Annotated in this window: 18 protein-coding genes; all 18 read right to left on the bottom strand. The window is 64.5% G+C overall.

The annotated features are described in order from the left end of the window. Positions 1–2: 2 nt before the first annotated feature. Positions 3–818 (bottom strand): tryptophan synthase subunit alpha, encoded by an 816-nt coding sequence (gene trpA, locus U0042_RS04515; protein WP_114812831.1) that lies wholly within the window; start codon positions 816–818, stop codon positions 3–5. A 108-nt stretch (positions 819–926) separates the two neighbouring features. Next, positions 927–1,871 (bottom strand): DNA-methyltransferase, encoded by a 945-nt coding sequence (locus tag U0042_RS04510; RefSeq protein WP_114812829.1) that lies wholly within the window; start codon positions 1,869–1,871, stop codon positions 927–929. 11 nt (positions 1,872–1,882) lie between these two features. Then, on the bottom strand, positions 1,883–3,076 hold the full coding sequence (gene trpB, locus U0042_RS04505) for a tryptophan synthase subunit beta (RefSeq protein WP_114812827.1): 1,194 nt from the start codon (positions 3,074–3,076) through the stop codon (positions 1,883–1,885). Between the two features lie 70 nt (positions 3,077–3,146). Further along, a complete protein-coding gene (locus U0042_RS04500) occupies positions 3,147–3,860 on the bottom strand; it encodes a phosphoribosylanthranilate isomerase (protein ID WP_114812825.1) in 714 nt (237 codons plus the stop codon). Continuing rightward, entirely contained in the window at positions 3,857–4,720 is an 864-nt protein-coding gene (truA, locus tag U0042_RS04495; RefSeq protein WP_114812823.1) for a tRNA pseudouridine(38-40) synthase TruA, read from the bottom strand. The genes U0042_RS04500 and truA overlap by 4 nt, the downstream gene beginning before the upstream one ends. Positions 4,721–4,730: 10 nt before the next feature. After that, positions 4,731–7,352, bottom strand: coding sequence for a FimV/HubP family polar landmark protein (locus U0042_RS04490; protein ID WP_232833471.1), 2,622 nt, complete (start codon positions 7,350–7,352; stop codon positions 4,731–4,733). 200 nt (positions 7,353–7,552) lie between these two features. Then, positions 7,553–8,674 (bottom strand): aspartate-semialdehyde dehydrogenase, encoded by a 1,122-nt coding sequence (gene asd / locus U0042_RS04485; protein WP_114812819.1) that lies wholly within the window; start codon positions 8,672–8,674, stop codon positions 7,553–7,555. A gap of 378 nt (positions 8,675–9,052) precedes the next feature. After that, the gene (gene leuB / locus U0042_RS04480) at positions 9,053–10,120 is read right to left on the bottom strand and encodes a 3-isopropylmalate dehydrogenase (protein WP_114812817.1); all 1,068 of its coding nucleotides are present in this window, start codon (positions 10,118–10,120) and stop codon (positions 9,053–9,055) included. Between the two features lie 73 nt (positions 10,121–10,193). After that, the gene (leuD, locus tag U0042_RS04475) at positions 10,194–10,844 is read right to left on the bottom strand and encodes a 3-isopropylmalate dehydratase small subunit (protein ID WP_114812815.1); all 651 of its coding nucleotides are present in this window, start codon (positions 10,842–10,844) and stop codon (positions 10,194–10,196) included. Positions 10,845–10,873: 29 nt separating this feature from the next. Next, complete coding sequence (gene leuC / locus U0042_RS04470; RefSeq protein ID WP_114812813.1) at positions 10,874–12,283, bottom strand: 3-isopropylmalate dehydratase large subunit; 1,410 nt, start codon at positions 12,281–12,283, stop codon at positions 10,874–10,876. 83 nt (positions 12,284–12,366) lie between these two features. Continuing rightward, positions 12,367–12,621: a helix-turn-helix domain-containing protein gene (locus U0042_RS04465; protein WP_157977867.1), complete on the bottom strand. Its 255-nt coding sequence runs from the start codon at positions 12,619–12,621 to the stop codon at positions 12,367–12,369. Positions 12,622–12,775: 154 nt separating this feature from the next. Continuing rightward, positions 12,776–14,077 (bottom strand): citrate synthase, encoded by a 1,302-nt coding sequence (gene gltA / locus U0042_RS04460; RefSeq protein ID WP_114812811.1) that lies wholly within the window; start codon positions 14,075–14,077, stop codon positions 12,776–12,778. Positions 14,078–14,164: 87 nt separating this feature from the next. Beyond that, a complete protein-coding gene (locus U0042_RS04455; RefSeq protein ID WP_114812809.1) occupies positions 14,165–14,437 on the bottom strand; it encodes a succinate dehydrogenase assembly factor 2 in 273 nt (90 codons plus the stop codon). 14 nt (positions 14,438–14,451) lie between these two features. After that, complete coding sequence (locus U0042_RS04450) at positions 14,452–15,153, bottom strand: succinate dehydrogenase iron-sulfur subunit (protein ID WP_042304169.1); 702 nt, start codon at positions 15,151–15,153, stop codon at positions 14,452–14,454. A 28-nt stretch (positions 15,154–15,181) separates the two neighbouring features. After that, a complete protein-coding gene (gene sdhA / locus U0042_RS04445) occupies positions 15,182–16,957 on the bottom strand; it encodes a succinate dehydrogenase flavoprotein subunit (RefSeq protein WP_114812807.1) in 1,776 nt (591 codons plus the stop codon). A 4-nt stretch (positions 16,958–16,961) separates the two neighbouring features. Beyond that, positions 16,962–17,330: a succinate dehydrogenase, hydrophobic membrane anchor protein gene (sdhD, locus tag U0042_RS04440; RefSeq protein ID WP_114812805.1), complete on the bottom strand. Its 369-nt coding sequence runs from the start codon at positions 17,328–17,330 to the stop codon at positions 16,962–16,964. Positions 17,331–17,334: 4 nt separating this feature from the next. Then, positions 17,335–17,751: a succinate dehydrogenase, cytochrome b556 subunit gene (gene sdhC, locus U0042_RS04435; protein WP_114812803.1), complete on the bottom strand. Its 417-nt coding sequence runs from the start codon at positions 17,749–17,751 to the stop codon at positions 17,335–17,337. 193 nt (positions 17,752–17,944) lie between these two features. Then, on the bottom strand, positions 17,945–18,736 hold the full coding sequence (locus tag U0042_RS04430; RefSeq protein ID WP_114812802.1) for a GntR family transcriptional regulator: 792 nt from the start codon (positions 18,734–18,736) through the stop codon (positions 17,945–17,947). Positions 18,737–18,792: the final 56 nt, after the last annotated feature.

Genomic DNA, 18,792 nt, shown 5'->3' with positions numbered 1-18,792 from the left:
TTTTACCGTGCAGCTGCGCTCACGCTGTCGATGGCCTCGCGCACTTCGGTAATGAAGCGCGTCAGGGCGCCGACAGCCGCCGAGGGCGCGGTCTGCTCCAGCAATTGCACGATACGGCTACCGATCACGACGGCATCGGCCACTTCGGCCACCGCGCGCGCCGTTTGCGCGTCGCGGATGCCGAAGCCGACGCCCACCGGCAGGCGTACGTGCGACTTGATGGCCGCGATTTTACCTTCGATGGTGGAAACGTCCAGATGCCCGGCGCCGGTCACGCCCTTCAGCGACACGTAATAGACGTAGCCGCTCGCGATCTGGCCGACTTCGGCGATGCGCTCGTCGGTGGAAGTGGGCGCGATCAGGAAGATCGGATCAATACCAGAAGATCGCATCTTTTCGGCGAAATTCGCCGATTCTTCCGGCGGATAGTCGACGATCAGCACGCCGTCCACACCGGCGTCCTTCGCGGCGGCGGCAAACGTCTCCACGCCCATGCGCTCCACCGGGTTGGCGTAGCCCATCAGGACGACCGGCGTGGTGCCGTTCTTTTCGCGAAAGCGCTTCACGTCGGCCAACACGTGACGCAGCGTCACGCCCTTGGCGAGCGCGCGCTCCGACGACTGCTGGATCACCGGGCCGTCGGCCATCGGGTCCGAAAACGGCACACCGAGCTCGATCACGTCGGCGCCGCCCGCTGCAAGCGCGTGCATGAATTCCACGGTGCGGTTCGGATCGGGGTCGCCCGCCGTGATGAACGGAATCAGCCCCTTGCGGCGCTGCGCGGTGAGTGCATCGAAGGTCTTCTGGATACGGGACATGGAATTTTTCTCTGGAAAGGGGTTACTGCACACTTCGCGCGTGGTGGCACCCGGCTTCAGGCAGGCGACCGAGCAGGTCTGCCCGCCCGCTTCTGCCGGCGCTCAGGCTCACGGTTCGGACTCCGCTTCAGTGGCCCGAGCAGCGCCCGCGGCAGCGGCTTCGCCGTCCATGACACGCTGCTCAACGGCCGCCACAGCAGCAGGCACGCCCCCACTGGTTGCAGGCGTTGCCGCGCTCACGCGCTCCCGCGCAATCGCGCAGTAACTTTCGTTGATTTCATAGCCGACAAACTCGCGACCGTGGCGCGCGCAGGCTACAGCCGTCGTGCCGCTGCCCATGAACGGGTCCAGCACGCGGCCGCCGGGCGGGCAGCTGGCAAGCACCATGCGCTCGACGATTTCCAGAGGCTTCTGGGTGGGATGGTCCACGCGCTCGGCATGCTGCCGATGCAGGCGCGAAACCGACCAGACATCCTTTGGATTGTAGCCAAGCTCCAGCCACTTGCTGCCCTCGAACAGCTTGCGCGAGCGGGCCTTCTTGGTCGCGGCGTCGTAGGGAATGCGAACGGGATCGAGATCGAAGTAATAGTCCCGCGAGACCGCGAAATAGCCGATGTTGTCGTGTACCGACGTGAAGCGGCGCGTCGTTCCGCCCATGCTCGGCACGCGCCGGTCCCAGATGATCTCGTTGACCATCGTGAGCTTCGTCTTCAGAAAGCAGAAGATTTCCGGCGCGTACTGCCAGGTGCAGAAGATGTACAGCGAGCCCGTGGGCTTGAGCTTGGGAACGGCCAGCTCGAGCCACTGGCGCGTCCAGACGAGAAATTCCTCGCCGGACCGCATGTCCGAGTCGTTACCGTAGTCTTTACCGAGGCCGTAAGGCGGGTCGGCCACGATCAGGTCGATCGACGCATCCGGCAGGCTCGCCGCTTCGGTCAGAAAATCGCGGTTCAGGAGACGAATGCCCGCAGGCGCGGAACCGGCCACGCCCGCCTGATTGGCAGGCACGGCCGGCTCGCGCTCCGGTTGCGGCGCTTCGAACTCGTCGCGCATCGCGGCGGCGCTCAGAACTTGATGCCCGATCGCTCGGCGACCGTGTGCATGTCCTTGTCGCCGCGGCCCGACAGGTTGACCAGCAGGATCTTGTCCTTCGGCAACGTCGGCGCCAGTTTGGCGGCATAGGCCAGCGCATGGCTCGACTCGAGCGCCGGAATGATGCCCTCGATGCGGCAGCAGTCGTGGAACGCCTTGAGCGCCTCTTCGTCCGTGATCGGCACGTATTGCGCGCGACCGCTGTCCTTGAGCCACGCGTGCTCGGGGCCCACGCCCGGATAGTCGAGACCGGCCGAGACCGAATGCGTCTCGATGATCTGGCCGTTCTCATCCTGCAGCAGATACGTGCGGTTGCCGTGCAGCACGCCGGGCGAGCCGCCCATCAGCGATGCCGCGTGGCGACCGGTTTCAATGCCGTCGCCGGCGGCTTCCACGCCGATCAGTTGCACGGTGTTGTCGTCGATGTACGGATAGAAAATGCCCATCGCGTTCGACCCGCCGCCCACGCACGCGATCACCGTGTCCGGCTGCCGGCCCGTCATCTCGGGCATCTGCACCTTGCATTCGTCGCCGATCACGCGCTGGAAGTCGCGCACCATCATCGGATACGGATGCGGGCCCGCCACCGTGCCGATGATGTAGAACGTGTTCTCCACGTTCGTCACCCAATCGCGCATGGCTTCGTTGAGCGCGTCCTTCAGCGTGCGTGAACCCGACTCCACGGGCACCACGGTCGCCCCGAGCAGCTTCATGCGATAGACGTTGGCGGCCTGCCGGTGGACGTCTTCGGAACCCATGTAGACCACGCACTCCATGCCGAAGCGCGCCGCGATGGTGGCCGTGGCCACGCCGTGCTGGCCGGCCCCGGTTTCGGCGATCACGCGCGGTTTGCCCATGCGCCGCGCGAGCAGCGCCTGGCCGATCACGTTGTTCACCTTGTGGGCGCCGGTATGGTTCAGGTCCTCGCGCTTGAGGTACACCTGCGCGCCGCCGAGCAGTTCGCTCCAGCGCTGGGCGTGATAAATGGGAGACGGCCGGCCGACGAAATGCTTCAGTTCGCGCCGGTATTCGGCAACGAAGTCGGGATCGTCCTTGTATCTGGCGTAGGCTTCGCGCAGTTCGGAAAGCGCGTGAATCAGCGTTTCGGCGACGAATACGCCACCATATTGGCCGAAATGGCCTCGTTCATCGGGCAAGTTGTACATGAGTCACTCTGAAGTGAGGGGTGCGGCCGCCTGGCGCTCGTTGGGCCGGGCCATGCCTCACCGCCTGAAATCATCCCGCGTCCGCTTCGCGCACTGCGCGTACGAACGCCGCCATTCGGGCGTGGTCTTTCACGCCCTTTACGCCCGGCACTTCGATGCCACTGGAGACATCGACGGCATACGGACGCACACGGCGGATCGCCTCACCGACGTTTTGCGCGTTCAACCCACCACTCAAAACGGCCCGACGCGCGAGCTCTGCTGGGATAAGTGACCAATCGAAAACCTTCCCGCCGCCACCGTAGCCCTCGACAAGCGCGTCGAACAGCAAACCGTTGGCTGATGAATAGTTAAGCGCCGATTCTAGCAAATCGGTCCGACGAGTATCGGCCGCGACCCGCAGCGCGCGCAACCAGGGCAAACCGGCAACGCCCGCGAGCGTCTCGCATTGCGAGGGCGTTTCGTCGCCGTGAAACTGCAGCAGGGTGAGCGGCACGTTGCTCGCCACCTCGCCGATCCATTCGGGCGTGGCGTTGACGAAGAGCCCGACGACCGAAAGAAACGGCGGCACGTCGCGCATCATCTCCACGGCCTGAGCGATGCTGACGTAACGCGGGCTCTTCGGGTAGAACACGAGGCCGATGGCGTCCGCGCCCAGTTCAACGGCCTGCTCCACGTCTTCCGGCTTCGTGAGGCCGCACAGCTTCACCCGCGTGCGATGTCGCGGCGCTGGCTGGCCGTTGGACTCGCGACCTTCGGCGGATGATGCGGCTGGGTTCGTCATGATCGATCGCTTGTCTGCTGTTCGGGTTGAGCGCTCAGCGCGGCGGCGGCACGAGGCGCATCGTCGTCCGCCCACACGGCGCTCCAGGGCACGCTGCCGGCGTGCGGGCCAGGCACCTCGAATTCGGCAGGATAGCCCACGCGCGCCAGATAAAGCCCTTCCGGCATGAACGTGGGGGCGGCGCGGTTGCGGTCGCGGCTATCGAGAACCTCCGCGAGCCACGCCACAGGATAACGTCCGCGTCCCACCGCGACGAGGCACCCCATCAGGTTGCGCACCATGTGATGCAGGAACGCGTTCGCGCGAAACCGAAAGTGGATGAAGTCGCCCTGCGGTCGAATGTCGATCTGATGCAGATGCTTCACCGGCGTCTTGGCCTGGCACTCGGAGGACCGGAACGCCGAAAAATCGTGCTCGCCGATCAGGCAGGCAGCAGCCTCGCGCATCGCGTCGACGTCGAGCGGCGTATGGATCCATCCAGCCCGGCCCGCAAGCATCGGCGAACGCACGGGGTGCACATACAGCACGTAGTAGTAGGTGCGCTCGAAGGCCGAAAAACGTGCGTGAAACGCCTCGGGCATGGGCTTGGCCCACTGCACGGCGACAGTCGACGGCAAGAACGCGTTCGTGCCGCGGACCCACGAAAACGACGCACGATCCAGCTCCGTCTCGAAGTGGACCACCTGGCCCAGGCCGTGGACGCCTGTATCCGTGCGTCCCGCCACCACGGTCTGCAAGGGCGTCTGCGCAAACTCAAGCAAAGCGCGTTCGAGTTCGTCCTGCACCGTGCGTCCGTGCGGCTGCGACTGCCAGCCGCAAAACGCCGCGCCGTCGTACTGGATTCCCAAGGCAATGCGCATACGGCGAACGTCAGGACAACGGAGCGAGGGTGGACAGCAACGCGCGCGCTTCGTCGCGCGTGCCGGCATCGTTCGATTCGATCACCTCGTTGATGAGCGTGCGTGCGCCCGCCAGGTCGCCCAGCTGAATGTACTCGGAAGCAAGCTCCAGCTTGTTGCGCGCGATCTTCGCCAGTTGCTCCGGCGTGAACGCGGGCAGCGGCTGCGCGGGGCTGGGCGGCAATTCGAGGTCGAAATCGAGCTTCAGCGGGCCGAATCGGGCCGCACCGAGCCCGGCCACTGCCGCGGCGCCGGCCGTGCCCGCGGCGATTTCGCTCGCCACCGTGGCCGGGGCCGATGCGGGCTCCGGAACGGCCTGCTGCGCCGTGGCCTCCGGCGATGCGACGGGCTGTACCGAGAGCGACTCCGGCGCGGCGCCTGCCGAAGCGGTTTCGGACGGTTCCGCTGCCGGCGCGGCGCTCGCGTTCGCTCCGCGGGTCAAAGCCTCGGCCAAACCGGCGTAGGCGATCGGGCGCGAAACGGGCGGGATCGGTGCGGACGCCGACTCTGCATCCGACGGCTGCTCGACGCGTGGCGGCAACGGCATGTCGAGGCTGCCCAGCGCCGTGACGGCTTCGTGCGGGAACGCCGGTGCAGGTTGCGTGGAGGCTTCGGATTCCGCGGAAGCAGCGGACGTGCTCTCCACTTGCGCGGCCGACGGCCCTTCGTGAGCCTCGGCTGCCGCGTGTTGATCCTGCGGCGGCTCCGGCTGGCTCAGCTTTGCGTCTTCAGGCTGTGCGAATGGCGGAACGCCATCCATCGCGCCCTGCTGGGGTTCCGGTTCCCGCAGCGGCAACGCCTCGGCGCCCAGCTCCGCGGCCGCGGCAAGGCTGGCGGCGCGGGTCGCATCGTCGACCGTTTGGGGTTCGACGGCGTGAGGTCGAGCAGCCAATTCGCTCTCGCCTTCCGTCTCGTACTGCGCATGCTCACGGGTGCCGACGAGGTCGAAATGCGTCGGCGGCAATGCGTCGGCGCCTAGTTCCGCTGCCGCCGCAAGGCTGGCCGCCTCTGTTGCGTGGTCCAACGACTCGGGGCCGGTCTCCTGCGCTCCGGGTGCGGCGTGTTCGTGTGATGTGGCAGAGTCGAATGCGGCTTCGTGCCGGTAGGCCGACACCTCTTCGTCGCGAGCGCCGCTGCTTTCCACATCGTCCACATGCCCTTCAGGCTCGGCCTTCGAGGACACCACCGAATCCGACGACGCCCCGCCCGGCATGAGCGTCGGCACGAGTTCCGGCACGACGTCGTCGCCCGCCGAAGCGGCGGCCTCTTCGTTCTGGCGAGCCATGTGCGCGGCGGCGTCTGCGGCAAGGAGGCCCGCGCCCGTCGCCGCTGCGCGCCGTGCCTCGCCGTGCACTTTGTCGCCATCGGGCGCCGACGGCGCGCCGTCATCGGCAATTGCCGTCTTCGCCTTACGCTTACGCCGGGTAACGGCGAAACCGACGATCAGTGCCACCACTGCAGCGCCCAAGCCGGCCGCCACGGCAGGCTCGACGGGCGGCAACTGGAACTGTCCGCCAGCAGCCCGTGAACCCGTTGCTGGAGTCGAGGTAGCCGGTACATCGCTGGAGGGTTTCACCGCGCCCTGCGACGCGCCGCCGACGGGCGCTTGCGCCGCCGCACCCGACGTAGCGGCACCGGTGTTCTGCGGAACGGACTTCCCGGCGCCGATGCCATGCTTCTGCAACTCCATCAGCACCCGGTTTTTCAGTGCGAGCAATTGCTGGAGGCTGGACAGCGGAACGCGGGCTTGCGAAGCCGGTTGCGCGGCGGCGGCCGGCGTAGCCGGCTGAGCCCGGGATGCGCTGGACGCAGAAGGAGCACTGGCCGGCGCTGCGCCCGTCGGCTCACTCGCCGCAGGCTGAATCGCGCCGCTCCAGACGTGCGTGCCGCTCGCGGTAGCGGCCGGCACGGCTGGGCCGGGGACGGCTGCTGCGGATGTTGCGGATGTTGCCGGTGCGGACGAAGCGGAAGGAGAAGCGGAAGCCGTTGCAGGCGCCGACGCCCCTGCGGGTGTCGAGCCATTGGCGCCGGCAGGGGCGCTGGCGCCCGTCGCTGCGGGAGCCGAGGTCGCAGTACCCGATGCCGACGCAGCCGTGCCGGCCATGGCGTTGGCCGCCTGTCCTTGCGCATGCGATGCACCGCCCGCCGCCTGCGAGGAAATGGCGCCAGCGCTCGCCGCAGTAGCAGCTGCCGCGGAAGTGGCCGACGCAGCGGTCCCCGCCGCCGCACCGCTCACGGCAAGCGCGCCCGTCGCGTCGAGCGCGGGCACATTGAGCACAGCGCCCAGCTTCAGGCGACTCGGATCGTGGCCCATGAACGCGGCCGGATTCGCGTCGAACAACGCGCGCGCCGCGCGGGCGAGCGTGGCGCGATCGTGCGATTGCGTGACGTCGATCGCCACGTCGTTGAGCGACTGTCCGGGGCGCACGGTGTATTGACTGGCAGCGCCGGCAGCGGCTGCGGTCGCCACACTGGCGGCGCCAGGTGCGCTCGCGCCAGCGTTCATACCCGCAGCAGACGCAGCAGGCGCGGCGTGCGAGAGGCCGGGCGCCAGCAACGCCACGGCGATGGCCGCAGCCAGGCTGCTGCGCAACTGGCTGCCAGCCTTCCGGGACCGAACCGCACGAGCGGGTTCAACGGAATCGAATCGAACGATCATTGGAATCGTTTGCGCGTCGTCACGCGGATTGTGTTGGGGATGGAGAAAGGATTCGCGGCGCACAATAAAAAAGCGCCGCGACTGGCGCGACGCTTCTTGAAAGTTGGTTACGCGTCGTAAGCGCGTAGTTTACTTTACTTGTCGAGCAGGATGCGAAGCATGCGGCGCAGCGGTTCGGCCGCGCCCCACAGCAGTTGGTCGCCCACGGTGAACGCCGACAGGTATTCGCCGCCCATCGCGAGCTTACGCAGGCGACCCACCGGCACCGTCAGCGTGCCCGTCACCACCGCAGGCGACAGGTCGCGCATCGACGCTTCACGTTCGTTCGGCACCACCTTCACCCAATCGTTGCCGGAAGCGAGGATGCTGTTGACTTCGTCGAGCGGCACGTCCTTGCGCAGTTTGATGGTGAGCGCCTGCGAGTGGCAGCGCATGGCGCCGATACGCACGCACAGTCCGTCCACGGGAATGGAGCCCGGCTGGCCCATGGCCGGCTTGCCCAGAATCTTGTTGGTTTCGGCGCCGCCCTTCCATTCTTCGCGCGACATGCCGTTGCCGAGGTCCTTGTCGATCCACGGAATCAGCGAGCCGGCGAGCGGCACGCCGAAGTGGTCCACCGGCATGCGGTCGCTGTTCATGGCGGCCAGCACGCGGCGGTCGATGTCGAGAATGGCCGACGACGGGTTTGCCAGGTCTTCCTTCGCTGCGCCGTACAGCGTGCCCATTTGCTGCAGCAGCTCGCGCATGTTCTGCGCGCCAGCGCCGGAGGCCGCCTGGTAGGTCATCGCGGTCATCCAGTCCACGAGGTTTTCGCGGAACAGGCCGCCCAGCGCCATGAGCATGAGGCTCACCGTGCAGTTGCCGCCGATGAAGTTCTTCTGGCCCTTGACGAGCGCGTCCTTGATGACGTCGAGGTTGACCGGGTCGAGGATGATGACCGCGTCGTCCTTCATGCGCAGCGACGAAGCCGCGTCGATCCAGTAGCCGTTCCAGCCCGCCGCGCGCAGCTTCGGAAACACGTCGTTCGTGTAGTCGCCGCCCTGGCAGGTGATGATGATGTCGCACTTCTTCAGGTCGTCGATGCTCGAGGCATCTTTGAGCTTCGTCTCGTTCTTCGCGAACGACGGCGCGTCGCCGCCTGCGTTGCTGGTGCTGAAAAACACCGGTTCGATGAGGTCGAAATCACGCTCTTCCTGCATGCGTTGCATGAGGACGCTGCCGACCATTCCGCGCCAACCTACGAGACCTACGTTCATGACTTACCCTTGAAATGGACACTTCCCCGCTATCTTGCCCGGCGTGACCGCGCGGGGAAGACGGGCGGGCACGACGGACGATCAGCGCTTCGTGATCGTTTTCGGGGTAATCGTTTTGATGGTGGTGATGGAGAACGACATGGCGAACGAAACTGCACGGGCCGTTTTGCCGTGAAGCTTCGAAATCGAAAGGATCTGGGGGATCGTCGCCATCGCAACAGTCTACACGAAAACCAACAAATTCAAGCGGATACGGTCCGCTTTGCCGCACTCATGACAAGTTGTCGCAGCGGAACACCACGGGCGCACAAGACGGGGCCGGCACATCCGACCCCGCAAGCGACGTTGCCTTCGTGGCGCCGCCGGACGTCAGCGCGATTAAAGCGCCGCCAGAACAGCGTCGCCCATTGCCTCGGTGCCGACCTGCGTGCAACCCGGCGTGAGGATGTCAGCCGTGCGATAGCCCTGCTCCAGCACCTTCTTGACCGCGCTTTCGATGCGGTCGGCCTGCTCCGCGCGGTTCAGCGAGTAGCGCAGCATCATCGCGGCCGAAAGAATCGTGGCGAGCGGATTGGCCACGCCCTTGCCGGCGATGTCCGGCGCCGAGCCGTGCGACGGCTCGTACAGCCCCTTGTTGTTCGCATCGAGCGACGCCGACGGCAGCATGCCGATCGAGCCCGTCAGCATGGCCGCTTCGTCCGAGAGAATGTCGCCGAACATGTTGCCGGTGACGATCACGTCGAACGCCTTCGGGCCTTTCACGAGCTGCATGGCCGCGTTGTCCACGTACATGTGCGAAAGCTCGACGTCCGGATATTCCTTCGCGACGTCGATCATCACGTCCTTCCACAACTGCGAGGTTTCGAGCACGTTGGCCTTGTCGACCGACGTGAGCTTCTTCGCACGCTTTTGCGCCGCCTGGAATGCGACGTGCGCGATGCGACGCACTTCGGGCTCCGAATAGCGCATCGTGTCGAAGCCTTCCCGCGCGCCGGCGAACGGACCGTCCGGCGCCTCGCGCACGCCGCGCGGCGAGCCGAAGTAAATGTCGCCGTTGAGTTCACGCACGATCAGGATGTCGAGGCCCGAGACGATTTCCGGCTTCAGCGACGACGCACCCGTCAGCTGCGGATAGCAGATGGCCGGACGGAAGTTGGCGAACAGCTGCAAGTGCTTGCGCAGACCGAGAATGGCCTGCTCGGGACGCAGCGCGCGCTCCAGCGAGTCGTACTTCCAGTCGCCCACGGCGCCGAACAGAATCGCGTCGGCTTGCTTCGCCAGCGCGAGCGTGGAGTCGGGCAGCGGATGGCCCTTGGCCTCGTAGCCCGCGCCGCCCACGGGCGCTTCTTCCAGTTCGAACTTTTCGCCAAGGGCGTTCAGTACCTTGACGGCTTCCTTGACGATTTCCGGGCCGATGCCGTCGCCGGGCAACACTGCGATCTTCATCCGATGTTTCCTTGCTGTTTCTGTTTGACTCTTGCACTTCGATGCCGCCAGAGCGGCGCCATGCCCGTCGCTGTTAGCCGACGATCCGGTGATTCAGCCACGGCTGCTTCGCAAGACGCTCCGCTTCGAACCGGCGAATCTCGTCCGAGTGACGCAGCGTGAGGCCGATGTCGTCGAAGCCGTTCAGCAGACAGTACTTACGGAATGCCGCCACTTCGAACGGATATTCGCGGGCATCCGGCGTGCGCACGATCTGCTTGTCCAGATCGACGGTAAGCTGGTAGCCGTTGAACGCGTACGTATCGTTGAACAGGTGATCGACCTGCTGCTCGGTCAGCACGATGGGCAGCAGACCGTTCTTGAAGCAGTTGTTGTAGAAGATGTCCGCGAAGCTCGGCGCGATGATGGCGCGAAAGCCGTACTGCTGAAGCGCCCACGGCGCGTGTTCGCGCGAGCTGCCGCAGCCGAAGTTCTTGCGCGCCAGCAGGATCGACGCGCCCTGGTAGCGCGGCTGGTTCAGCACGAAGTCCGGGTTCAGCGGACGCTTCGAGTTGTCCTGGCCCGGCTCGCCGTGATCCAGGTAGCGCCATTCGTCGAACGCGTTCGGACCGAACCCCGTGCGCTTGATCGACTTGAGAAACTGCTTCGGGATGATCGCGTCCGTATCCACGTTCTCGCGATCGAGCGGCGCCACGACGCCGGTGTGCACAACGAATTTATCCATGATCCGTCACCCTGAATGAGACGAGGGTTTTAACCCAGCTTGCGAATGTCGACGAAGTGCCCTTCGATCGCAGCGGCCGCGGCCATTGCGGGGCTCACGAGGTGCGTGCGTCCGCCCGCGCCCTGACGGCCTTCGAAGTTGCGATTCGACGTGGACGCGCAACGCTCGCCCGGCTCCAGACGGTCCGCATTCATCGCGAGACACATGGAGCAGCCCGGCTCGCGCCATTCGAAGCCGGCGTCGGTGAAGACCTTGTCGAGACCTTCGCGCTCGGCCTGCGCCTTCACGAGACCCGAGCCCGGCACCACCATCGCGAGGCGAATGTTCGGCGCCACGCGGCGGCCCAGCTTCTTCACCACGTACGCGGCGGCGCGCAGGTCTTCGATACGCGCGTTCGTGCACGAGCCGATGAAAATCTTGTCCGGCTTGATGGCGTCGATGGGCGTGTTGGGTTCGAGCGCCATGTACTGCAGCGCGCGCTCCATGGCGTCGCGCTTCACCGGATCTTTTTCGCGCTCGGGGTCCGGCACGCGGCTATCGATAGACGTCACCATTTCCGGCGACGTGCCCCACGTGACCTGCGGCACGATCTCCGCGGCATCCAGTTCGACCACGCGGTCGAACTGCGCGCCCTCGTCGGAACGGAAATTCCGCCAGTACGCCACGGCCTGGTCCCATTCGACGCCCTGCGGCGAGAACGGACGGTCCTTGAGGTATTCGATCGTGGTGTCGTCCACGGCGACCATGCCGGCGCGCGCGCCCGCTTCGATCGCCATGTTGCAGACCGTCATGCGGCCTTCCATGCTGAGCGAGCGGATGGTGGAACCGCCGAACTCGATCGCGTAACCCGTGCCGCCCGCCGTGCCGATCTTGCCGATGATCGCGAGCACGATGTCCTTCGCGGTACAGCCGCGCGGCAGCGGGCCTTCCACCTTCACGAGCATGTTCTTGCTCTTCTTTTGCAGCAGCGTTTGCGTGGCGAGCACATGCTCCACTTCCGACGTGCCGATGCCGTGCGCCAGCGCGCCGAACGCGCCGTGCGTGGACGTGTGCGAGTCGCCGCAGACGATCGTCATGCCAGGCAGCGTCGCGCCCTGCTCGGGGCCGACGATATGCACGATGCCCTGGCGCTTGTCCGTCATCTTGAATTGCGTGATGCCGAAGGCGTCGCAATTGCTGTCGAGCGTATCGACCTGGAGCTTCGAGACCGGGTCGGCAATGCCGTGGCTGCGGTCCGTGGTGGGCACGTTGTGGTCCGAGACGGCCAGGTTGGCGCTGATGCGCCACACCGGACGGCTATTGATCTTGAGACCTTCGAACGCCTGCGGACTCGTCACTTCGTGCAGCAGGTGACGGTCGATGTAGAGCAGCGTCGTGCCGTCTTCTTCCGTGCGGACGACATGGGAGTCCCACAATTTGTCGTAGAGAGTCTTGGCCATGATATGCGGGGAGAAAGTGACTGCGGGCAATGCGATATGTGTTGGACGATTATGCCACGCAGCCCCCGGGTTTTGCCCGCCACTCAAGGAAAAACCCGATAAAAAACAGTGAGTTGGCTGGTAGTTTCAATACCTGTATCGATGTTACCCGGACGCCGGGACGGCCGCGTTCTGTCGGCTGCGTCGCCTGTCGAACCTGCTTCGTCAGGGCGGCACTGGAACAGATCGCGGGATTGCCATTGCAGGGCCTCGCAGATGCGCTTCAGCGTATCGGGGCGGATGGCTTCATCTTGCCGGACTTCGGCAGCACGCACGCGAACGTGCGGCTCGGCAAACATTACTGTGTACGCGCGCCATAGCCTCACGCCGCGCGGCCAAATGAAAACGCCCCGAGGGCTCAAGCCCATCGAGGCGTCTATTGGAGGCTCCTGTTGGAGCGCAGTGTGCTTAGTGCGTGCGATGCGACTTGCTACGCCTCGCACGCCAGCGCTATCAACGCTGAGAGATCGGCTTCGCTTCGCGCGGCGTTGCACCGACGAACAGCTGGCGCGGACGGCCGATCTTCTGCTCGGGGTCGGCGATCATTTCATTCCACTGCGCAATCCAGCCCACCGTGCGCGCCATCGCGAAGATGCAGGTGAACATCGAGGTCGGAATGCCGAGTGCGCGCTGCACGATGCCCGAGTAGAAATCCACGTTCGGGTACAGCTTGCGCGACACGAAGTATTCGTCTTCCAGCGCGATCTTTTCCAGCTGCATGGCGAGCTTGAAGAGCGGGTCGTCGTGCAGGCCCAGTTCTTCGAGCACTTCGTGGCACGTCTCGCGCATCAGCTTCGCGCGCGGGTCGTAGTTCTTGTAGACGCGGTGACCGAAGCCCATCAGCTTCACGCCCGAGTTCTTGTCCTTCACCTGACGGATGAATTCAGGGATGTTGTCGGGCGAGCCGATCTCTTCGAGCATGTTGAGCGCCGCTTCGTTGGCGCCGCCGTGCGCGGGGCCCCAGAGACATGCGATACCGGCCGCGATACACGCGAACGGATTCGCACCCGACGAACCCGCCAGGCGCACCGTCGAGGTCGACGCGTTCTGCTCGTGGTCCGCATGCAGAATCAGGATGCGGTCGAGTGCGCGCACCAGCACGTCGTTGACCTTGTACTCCTCGCACGGGTTCGAGAACATCATGCGCATGAAATTCGCGCTGTACGACAGGTCGTTGCGCGGATACACGAACGGCTGGCCGATGCTGTACTTGTACGCCATCGCCACGAGCGTGGGCAGCTTCGCGATCATGCGGATCGCCGACACTTCGCGATGGTGCGGGTTATTGATGTCGAGCGAGTCGTGATAGAACGCCGAGAGCGCGCCCACCGCGGCCACGAGAATCGACATCGGATGCGCGTCGCGACGGAAGCCGCGGAAGAAGAACTGCATCTGCTCGTGGACCATCGTGTGGCTCGTGACGGTCTTCACGAACTCGTCCTTCTGGGCCGGGTTGGGCAGTTCGCCCTTGAGCAGCAGGTAGCAGGTTTCGAGGAAGTCGGCGTTTTGCGCGAGGTTGTCGATGGGGTAGCCGCGGTACAGCAGCTCGCCCTTGTCCCCGTCGATGTACGTGATCGCCGAATTGCATGCCGCCGTCGACATGAAGCCCGGGTCGTACGTGAACTTGCCGGTCTGGCCGTACAGTTTGCGGATATCGATGACGTCCGGGCCCATCGTGCCCTTGTAAATCGGCATTTCGACGCTCGGCGAGTTATCGCTGAACGATAGCGTGGCTTTAACATCTGACGGGGTCATAGCTCATCCTCAATCGAAGTGTAGAAACTGGATTTCGATATATGTTGCACGCCTGGAGCCAGCCCGTGAGGCCCGGCCCGCCTGCGGTCAGACTGCGCGCAGCCGCTCCAGCACCCGTTTGATGTCCGGGTCGGCAAGGTCGCCTTCCGGTTCCTTGCGTGCAAGCAGCAAGTCCATCAGGTCGTTATCGCTCAGCTCGAAGAGGCGCGTGAGCGCGCCGACATCGGCATCGCTGAGGTCATGCTCGTAGCGGCCGAAAAAGCGCTCGAAAATCAGGTCGTTTTCGAGCAGGCCGCGCCGCGCACGCCAGCGAAGGCGCGCGCGGCGAAGAGGATCGGACTGGTGAGAAGGTCCTTCCATCACGACTGGTCCTGTCAAACGGTGCGGCGAACCATCAGTTCCTTGATCTTGCCGATCGCCTTCGTCGGGTTCAGCCCCTTCGGGCAAACGTCGACGCAGTTCATGATCGTATGGCAACGGAACAGACGGTACGGATCTTCGAGGTTGTCGAGACGCTCGCCCGTCGCCTGATCGCGGCTGTCCGCGATGAAGCGATAGGCCTGCAGCAACCCGGCCGGACCCACGAACTTGTCGGGATTCCACCAGAAGCTCGGGCACGACGTGGAGCAGCTCGCGCACAGAATGCACTCGTACAGGCCGTCCAGCTCGTCACGCTCTTCCGGCGACTGCAGACGCTCCTTCTCGGGCGGCGGCGTGTCGTTGATGAGGTACGGCTTGATCGAGTGGTACTGGTTGAAGAACTGCGTGAAGTCGCAGATCAGGTCGCGCACCACCGGCAGACCCGGCAGCGGACGCAGCACGATCTTCTGCGGCAGGTCGTTCAGGTTCGTGAGGCACGCCAGCCCATTCTTGCCGTTGATGTTCATGGCGTCGGACCCGCACACGCCTTCCCGGCACGAGCGGCGGAACGACAGCGTCTCGTCCAGCGCCTTCAGTTTCACCAGCGCGTCGAGCAGCATGCGCTCGTGCTCGATTTCGAGCTCGTACGTCTGCATGCGCGGGGCGGCATCCTTGTCCGGATCGTAGCGGTAGACTTCAAAAATTCGTTTGGCCATTTCCGATTCCTTTTGGTCTGGCTTTGGCTTAGAACGTACGCGCCTTCGGCGGTACCGACTCGACGCTGAGCGGGTTCATGTGAACCGGCTTGTATTCGAGGCGGTCGCCTTCGCTGTACCACAGCGTATGGCGCAGCCAGTTTTCGTCGTCGCGATGTTCGTAGTCGCTGTGCGCGTGCGCGCCACGGCTTTCCTTGCGGGCTTCGGCGGACACCATCGTTGCGCGCGCCACCTCGATCAGGTTCGCGAGTTCCAGCGCTTCGACGCGTGCCGTGTTGAACACCTTCGACTTGTCCTTCAGATGCACGTGCTCCACGCGCTTCGCGAGTTCGGCCACTTCGCCCACGCCTTCCGAGAGCAGCGCCGAGGTACGGAACACGCCGGCATGCTTCTGCATGGTCGACCGGATGTCGTTCGCGATGGCCTGCGTGTATTCGCCGGAGCTGGACTTTTCGAGCTTGTCGAGACGCGCGAGCGAGAAGTCGGCGGCATCGGCCGGCAGCGGCTTGTGCTCCTTGATTTCCTTCACGTGCTTCACGATGTGGTTGCCGGCCGCGCGGCCGAACACCACGAGGTCGAGCAGCGAGTTCGTGCCCAGGCGGTTCGCGCCGTGCACCGAGACGCACGAGCATTCGCCCACGGCGTAGAAGCCGTTGATCGGGTCTTCGTGGCCCTTCGGCGTGCCCACCACCTGACCGTGGATGTTCGTCGGAATGCCGCCCATCTGGTAGTGAATGGTCGGCACGACGGGGATGGGTTCCTTGATGCAGTCGACGTTCGCGAACTTCAGCGCGATTTCGCGGATCGACGGCAGACGCTTCATGATCGTCTCGGCGCCGATGTGCGAGAGGTCGAGCAGCACGTGGTCCTTGTTCGGACCCACGCCGCGGCCTTCCTTGATTTCCTGGTCCATCGAACGCGAGACGAAGTCGCGCGGCGCCAGGTCTTTCAGCGTGGGCGCGTAGCGCTCCATGAAGCGCTCGCCGTTGGCGTTACGCAGAATGCCGCCTTCGCCGCGCACGCCTTCGGTGATCAGCACGCCCGCGCCGGCCACGCCGGTGGGGTGGAACTGCCAGAACTCCATGTCTTCGAGCGGAATGCCCGAACGCGCCGCCATGCCGAGGCCGTCGCCCGTGTTGATGAACGCGTTGGTGGACGCCGCGAAGATGCGGCCCGCGCCGCCCGTGGCGAACAGCGTGCACTTGCCTTCGAGGATGTAGACGTCGCCCGTCTCCATTTCGAGCGCCGTGACGCCGAGCACGTCGCCTTCTGCGTCGCGGATCAGGTCGAGCGCCATCCATTCGACGAAGAACTGCGTCTTCGCTGCAACGTTCTGCTGGTACAGCGTATGCAGCAACGCGTGGCCGGTACGGTCGGCAGCCGCGCAGGCGCGCTGCACCGGCTTTTCACCGTAGTTCGCGGTGTGGCCGCCGAACGGACGCTGGTAGATCGTGCCGTCCGCGTTGCGGTCGAAGGGCATGCCGAAGTGTTCGAGTTCGTAGACCGCGTTCGGCGCTTCACGGCACATGAACTCGATGGCGTCCTGATCGCCCAGCCAGTCAGAGCCCTTGATGGTGTCGTAGAAGTGGTAGTGCCAGTTGTCTTCGCTCATGTTGCCGAGCGAGGCGCCAATGCCGCCTTGCGCCGCAACCGTGTGCGAACGGGTGGGGAACACCTTCGAGAGCACGCAGACCGACAGGCCGGCACGTGCCAGTTGCAGCGACGCGCGCATCCCCGAGCCGCCTGCGCCGACGATCACCACGTCGAAGCGGCGACGCGGCAGAGAACTTTTGATTGCAGCCATTCTTTTACACTCTCCAGAGAATCTGCGCAGCGTAGCCCGCACATGCGAGCAGCCAGAGGATCGTCAGGGCCTGCAGCACGAGCCGCACGCCAACCGGCTTGACGTAGTCCATCCAGATGTCGCGCACACCGACCCAGGCGTGATAAAAGAGCGAGAGCAGCGTGACGAAGGTGGCGAGCTTCATCCATTGCGTGGCGAAGATCGAGGCCCAGCCGTCGTAGGAAAAGGCCTGCGCGGCGAAGAACCAGACGAGCAGGATGATCGTGTAGATCGCCATGACGGTGGCGGTGATGCGTTGCGCGAGCCAGTCGCGCAGGCCGTAGTGCGCGCCGACGACAAGACGCTTCGGACCGATGCGGTTATTGGTTGCCATTTTTTCAGAACACCCCGAAGAGTTTTGCCGCCACGGCAAGAGTAAGGAGCGAGGAAACGATGAGGACGACGATCGAGGTCTGCTTGCCCTTTTCCTTGGACACCGCGCCGTGGTTGGTATCCATCACGAGGTGGCGGACGCCGGCGCAGAAGTGGAAGAGGAAGGCCCAGGAGAGGACCAGCACGATGAGCTTGACGATGACGTTGGACAGGAAGCCTTTGAACACTTCGAAGCTGAGTTCGGAGGTGAGGCTCTGATCGAACAGATACAGCAGGAAGGGCAGGAAGATGAACAGCAATGCACCGCTTACGCGATGAAGGATCGATACGCGCCCTGCGAGAGGCAGACGGTACGCGAACAATATCTGCCCGAGCCCGATGTTCCGGAATTCCGGCCTCGGTTTTTTTACGGCTTCAGCCATGCTAGACCCCTACTTTTGTAGTCACACCAATCCGCAATTTTAGCGCCTTTTCTTTGCGCGCTGCAGCGAAAGTCCTGCAATGACCGTTGCTGTTTGCGCGATAAAGAGGCGTGTCTTGCTGCTTCTGTCCTGCTTCGGCCCGCTTCTCTTCTGCTGATCCGCCGCATGCGCACAAAGCCGCGCATTCGCCGGTTCAGCTCAGATCGTTTTGATAGTAGTACCCGCTCGTGACATACCAACCGCGCCGCACCTCGACGGGCTTGTCGCCGTACGTGTACGACACGCGTTCGACGGAAAGCAGCGGAAAGCCCGACGGCACATGTAGTTGCTCGGCCACGGCCGGGTCGGCAGCCACCGCCCGGATTTTCTCGGACGCACGAATCATGCGCGTACCGAACTCGGATTCGAACATCGCGTAAAGCGGACCCTTGTACTCGGAGAGGCGCTCGAGCGTGAGGCCGCGGAACAGCCCGCCGGGCAGCCAGATCTCGTCGAGTACGGTGGCTTCGCCGTCGAACTGCAGCAGGCGCCGGATCAGCACGACGGGATCGGCGGGCTTCAGCTCCAGCTGGCGTGCGATTTCGGCTGTGGCGCGCAGGCGCCGGCATTCGAGCAGCTTGCTGACGTGCGGATGTTCCGCGCCGTCATCCGCAAGCAATCTGAGGAAGCGAAACTGGGCGCGATCTTCGCTATGGGTCGCAACGAATGTACCCTTTCCCTGGCGCCGCACGAGCAGGTTTTCCGCGGCAAGCTCGTCGATCGCCTTGCGCACGGTGCCCTGACTTACCTTGTAGCGGGCGGCGAGTTCCATCTCGCTGGGAATGATTTCACCGGGCTTCCATTCGCCGGATTCGAGGCTCTGCGTAATGAGGCCCTTGATCTGCTGGTACAGGGGGCTGAACGTAGGCGAGCCGGACGGGGACGCGCCGGTGCCGGCGCCATCCTGGCCAGGGGGGTTAGCAGTGCTCGCCGGGTTCGCATTCATGCGCGCATTTCAACATAAAGCGCGTACCGCCGTCCAGCTTTTCCAGCTCAATACAT

It is taken from the genome of Paraburkholderia kururiensis (assembly GCF_034424375.1).
In the GTDB taxonomy this organism is placed as follows: Bacteria; Pseudomonadota; Gammaproteobacteria; order Burkholderiales; family Burkholderiaceae; genus Paraburkholderia; species Paraburkholderia kururiensis_A.
Note: the sequence above shows the minus strand (reverse complement) of the source record. Positions and strands in the feature narration are given on the sequence as shown.

What these genes read in the sequence shown, in the direction of transcription:
- leuC (WP_114812813.1), bottom strand. Translation starts at nt 12,283, where the DNA reads ATGGCCAAGACTCTCTACGACAAATTGTGGGACTCCCATGTCGTCCGC.
- sdhC (WP_114812803.1), bottom strand. Translation starts at nt 17,751, where the DNA reads ATGGCTGAAGCCGTAAAAAAACCGAGGCCGGAATTCCGGAACATCGGG.
- U0042_RS04455 (WP_114812809.1), bottom strand. Translation starts at nt 14,437, where the DNA reads ATGGAAGGACCTTCTCACCAGTCCGATCCTCTTCGCCGCGCGCGCCTT.
- trpA (WP_114812831.1), bottom strand. Translation starts at nt 818, where the DNA reads ATGTCCCGTATCCAGAAGACCTTCGATGCACTCACCGCGCAGCGCCGC.
- sdhA (WP_114812807.1), bottom strand. Translation starts at nt 16,957, where the DNA reads ATGGCTGCAATCAAAAGTTCTCTGCCGCGTCGCCGCTTCGACGTGGTG.
- leuB (WP_114812817.1), bottom strand. Translation starts at nt 10,120, where the DNA reads ATGAAGATCGCAGTGTTGCCCGGCGACGGCATCGGCCCGGAAATCGTC.
- truA (WP_114812823.1), bottom strand. Translation starts at nt 4,720, where the DNA reads ATGCGCATTGCCTTGGGAATCCAGTACGACGGCGCGGCGTTTTGCGGC.
- U0042_RS04450 (WP_042304169.1), bottom strand. Translation starts at nt 15,153, where the DNA reads ATGGCCAAACGAATTTTTGAAGTCTACCGCTACGATCCGGACAAGGAT.
- U0042_RS04510 (WP_114812829.1), bottom strand. Translation starts at nt 1,871, where the DNA reads ATGCGCGACGAGTTCGAAGCGCCGCAACCGGAGCGCGAGCCGGCCGTG.
- U0042_RS04465 (WP_157977867.1), bottom strand. Translation starts at nt 12,621, where the DNA reads ATGTTTGCCGAGCCGCACGTTCGCGTGCGTGCTGCCGAAGTCCGGCAA.
- trpB (WP_114812827.1), bottom strand. Translation starts at nt 3,076, where the DNA reads ATGTACAACTTGCCCGATGAACGAGGCCATTTCGGCCAATATGGTGGC.
- asd (WP_114812819.1), bottom strand. Translation starts at nt 8,674, where the DNA reads ATGAACGTAGGTCTCGTAGGTTGGCGCGGAATGGTCGGCAGCGTCCTC.
- U0042_RS04500 (WP_114812825.1), bottom strand. Translation starts at nt 3,860, where the DNA reads ATGACGAACCCAGCCGCATCATCCGCCGAAGGTCGCGAGTCCAACGGC.
- gltA (WP_114812811.1), bottom strand. Translation starts at nt 14,077, where the DNA reads ATGACCCCGTCAGATGTTAAAGCCACGCTATCGTTCAGCGATAACTCG.
- sdhD (WP_114812805.1), bottom strand. Translation starts at nt 17,330, where the DNA reads ATGGCAACCAATAACCGCATCGGTCCGAAGCGTCTTGTCGTCGGCGCG.
- leuD (WP_114812815.1), bottom strand. Translation starts at nt 10,844, where the DNA reads ATGGATAAATTCGTTGTGCACACCGGCGTCGTGGCGCCGCTCGATCGC.
- U0042_RS04430 (WP_114812802.1), bottom strand. Translation starts at nt 18,736, where the DNA reads ATGAATGCGAACCCGGCGAGCACTGCTAACCCCCCTGGCCAGGATGGC.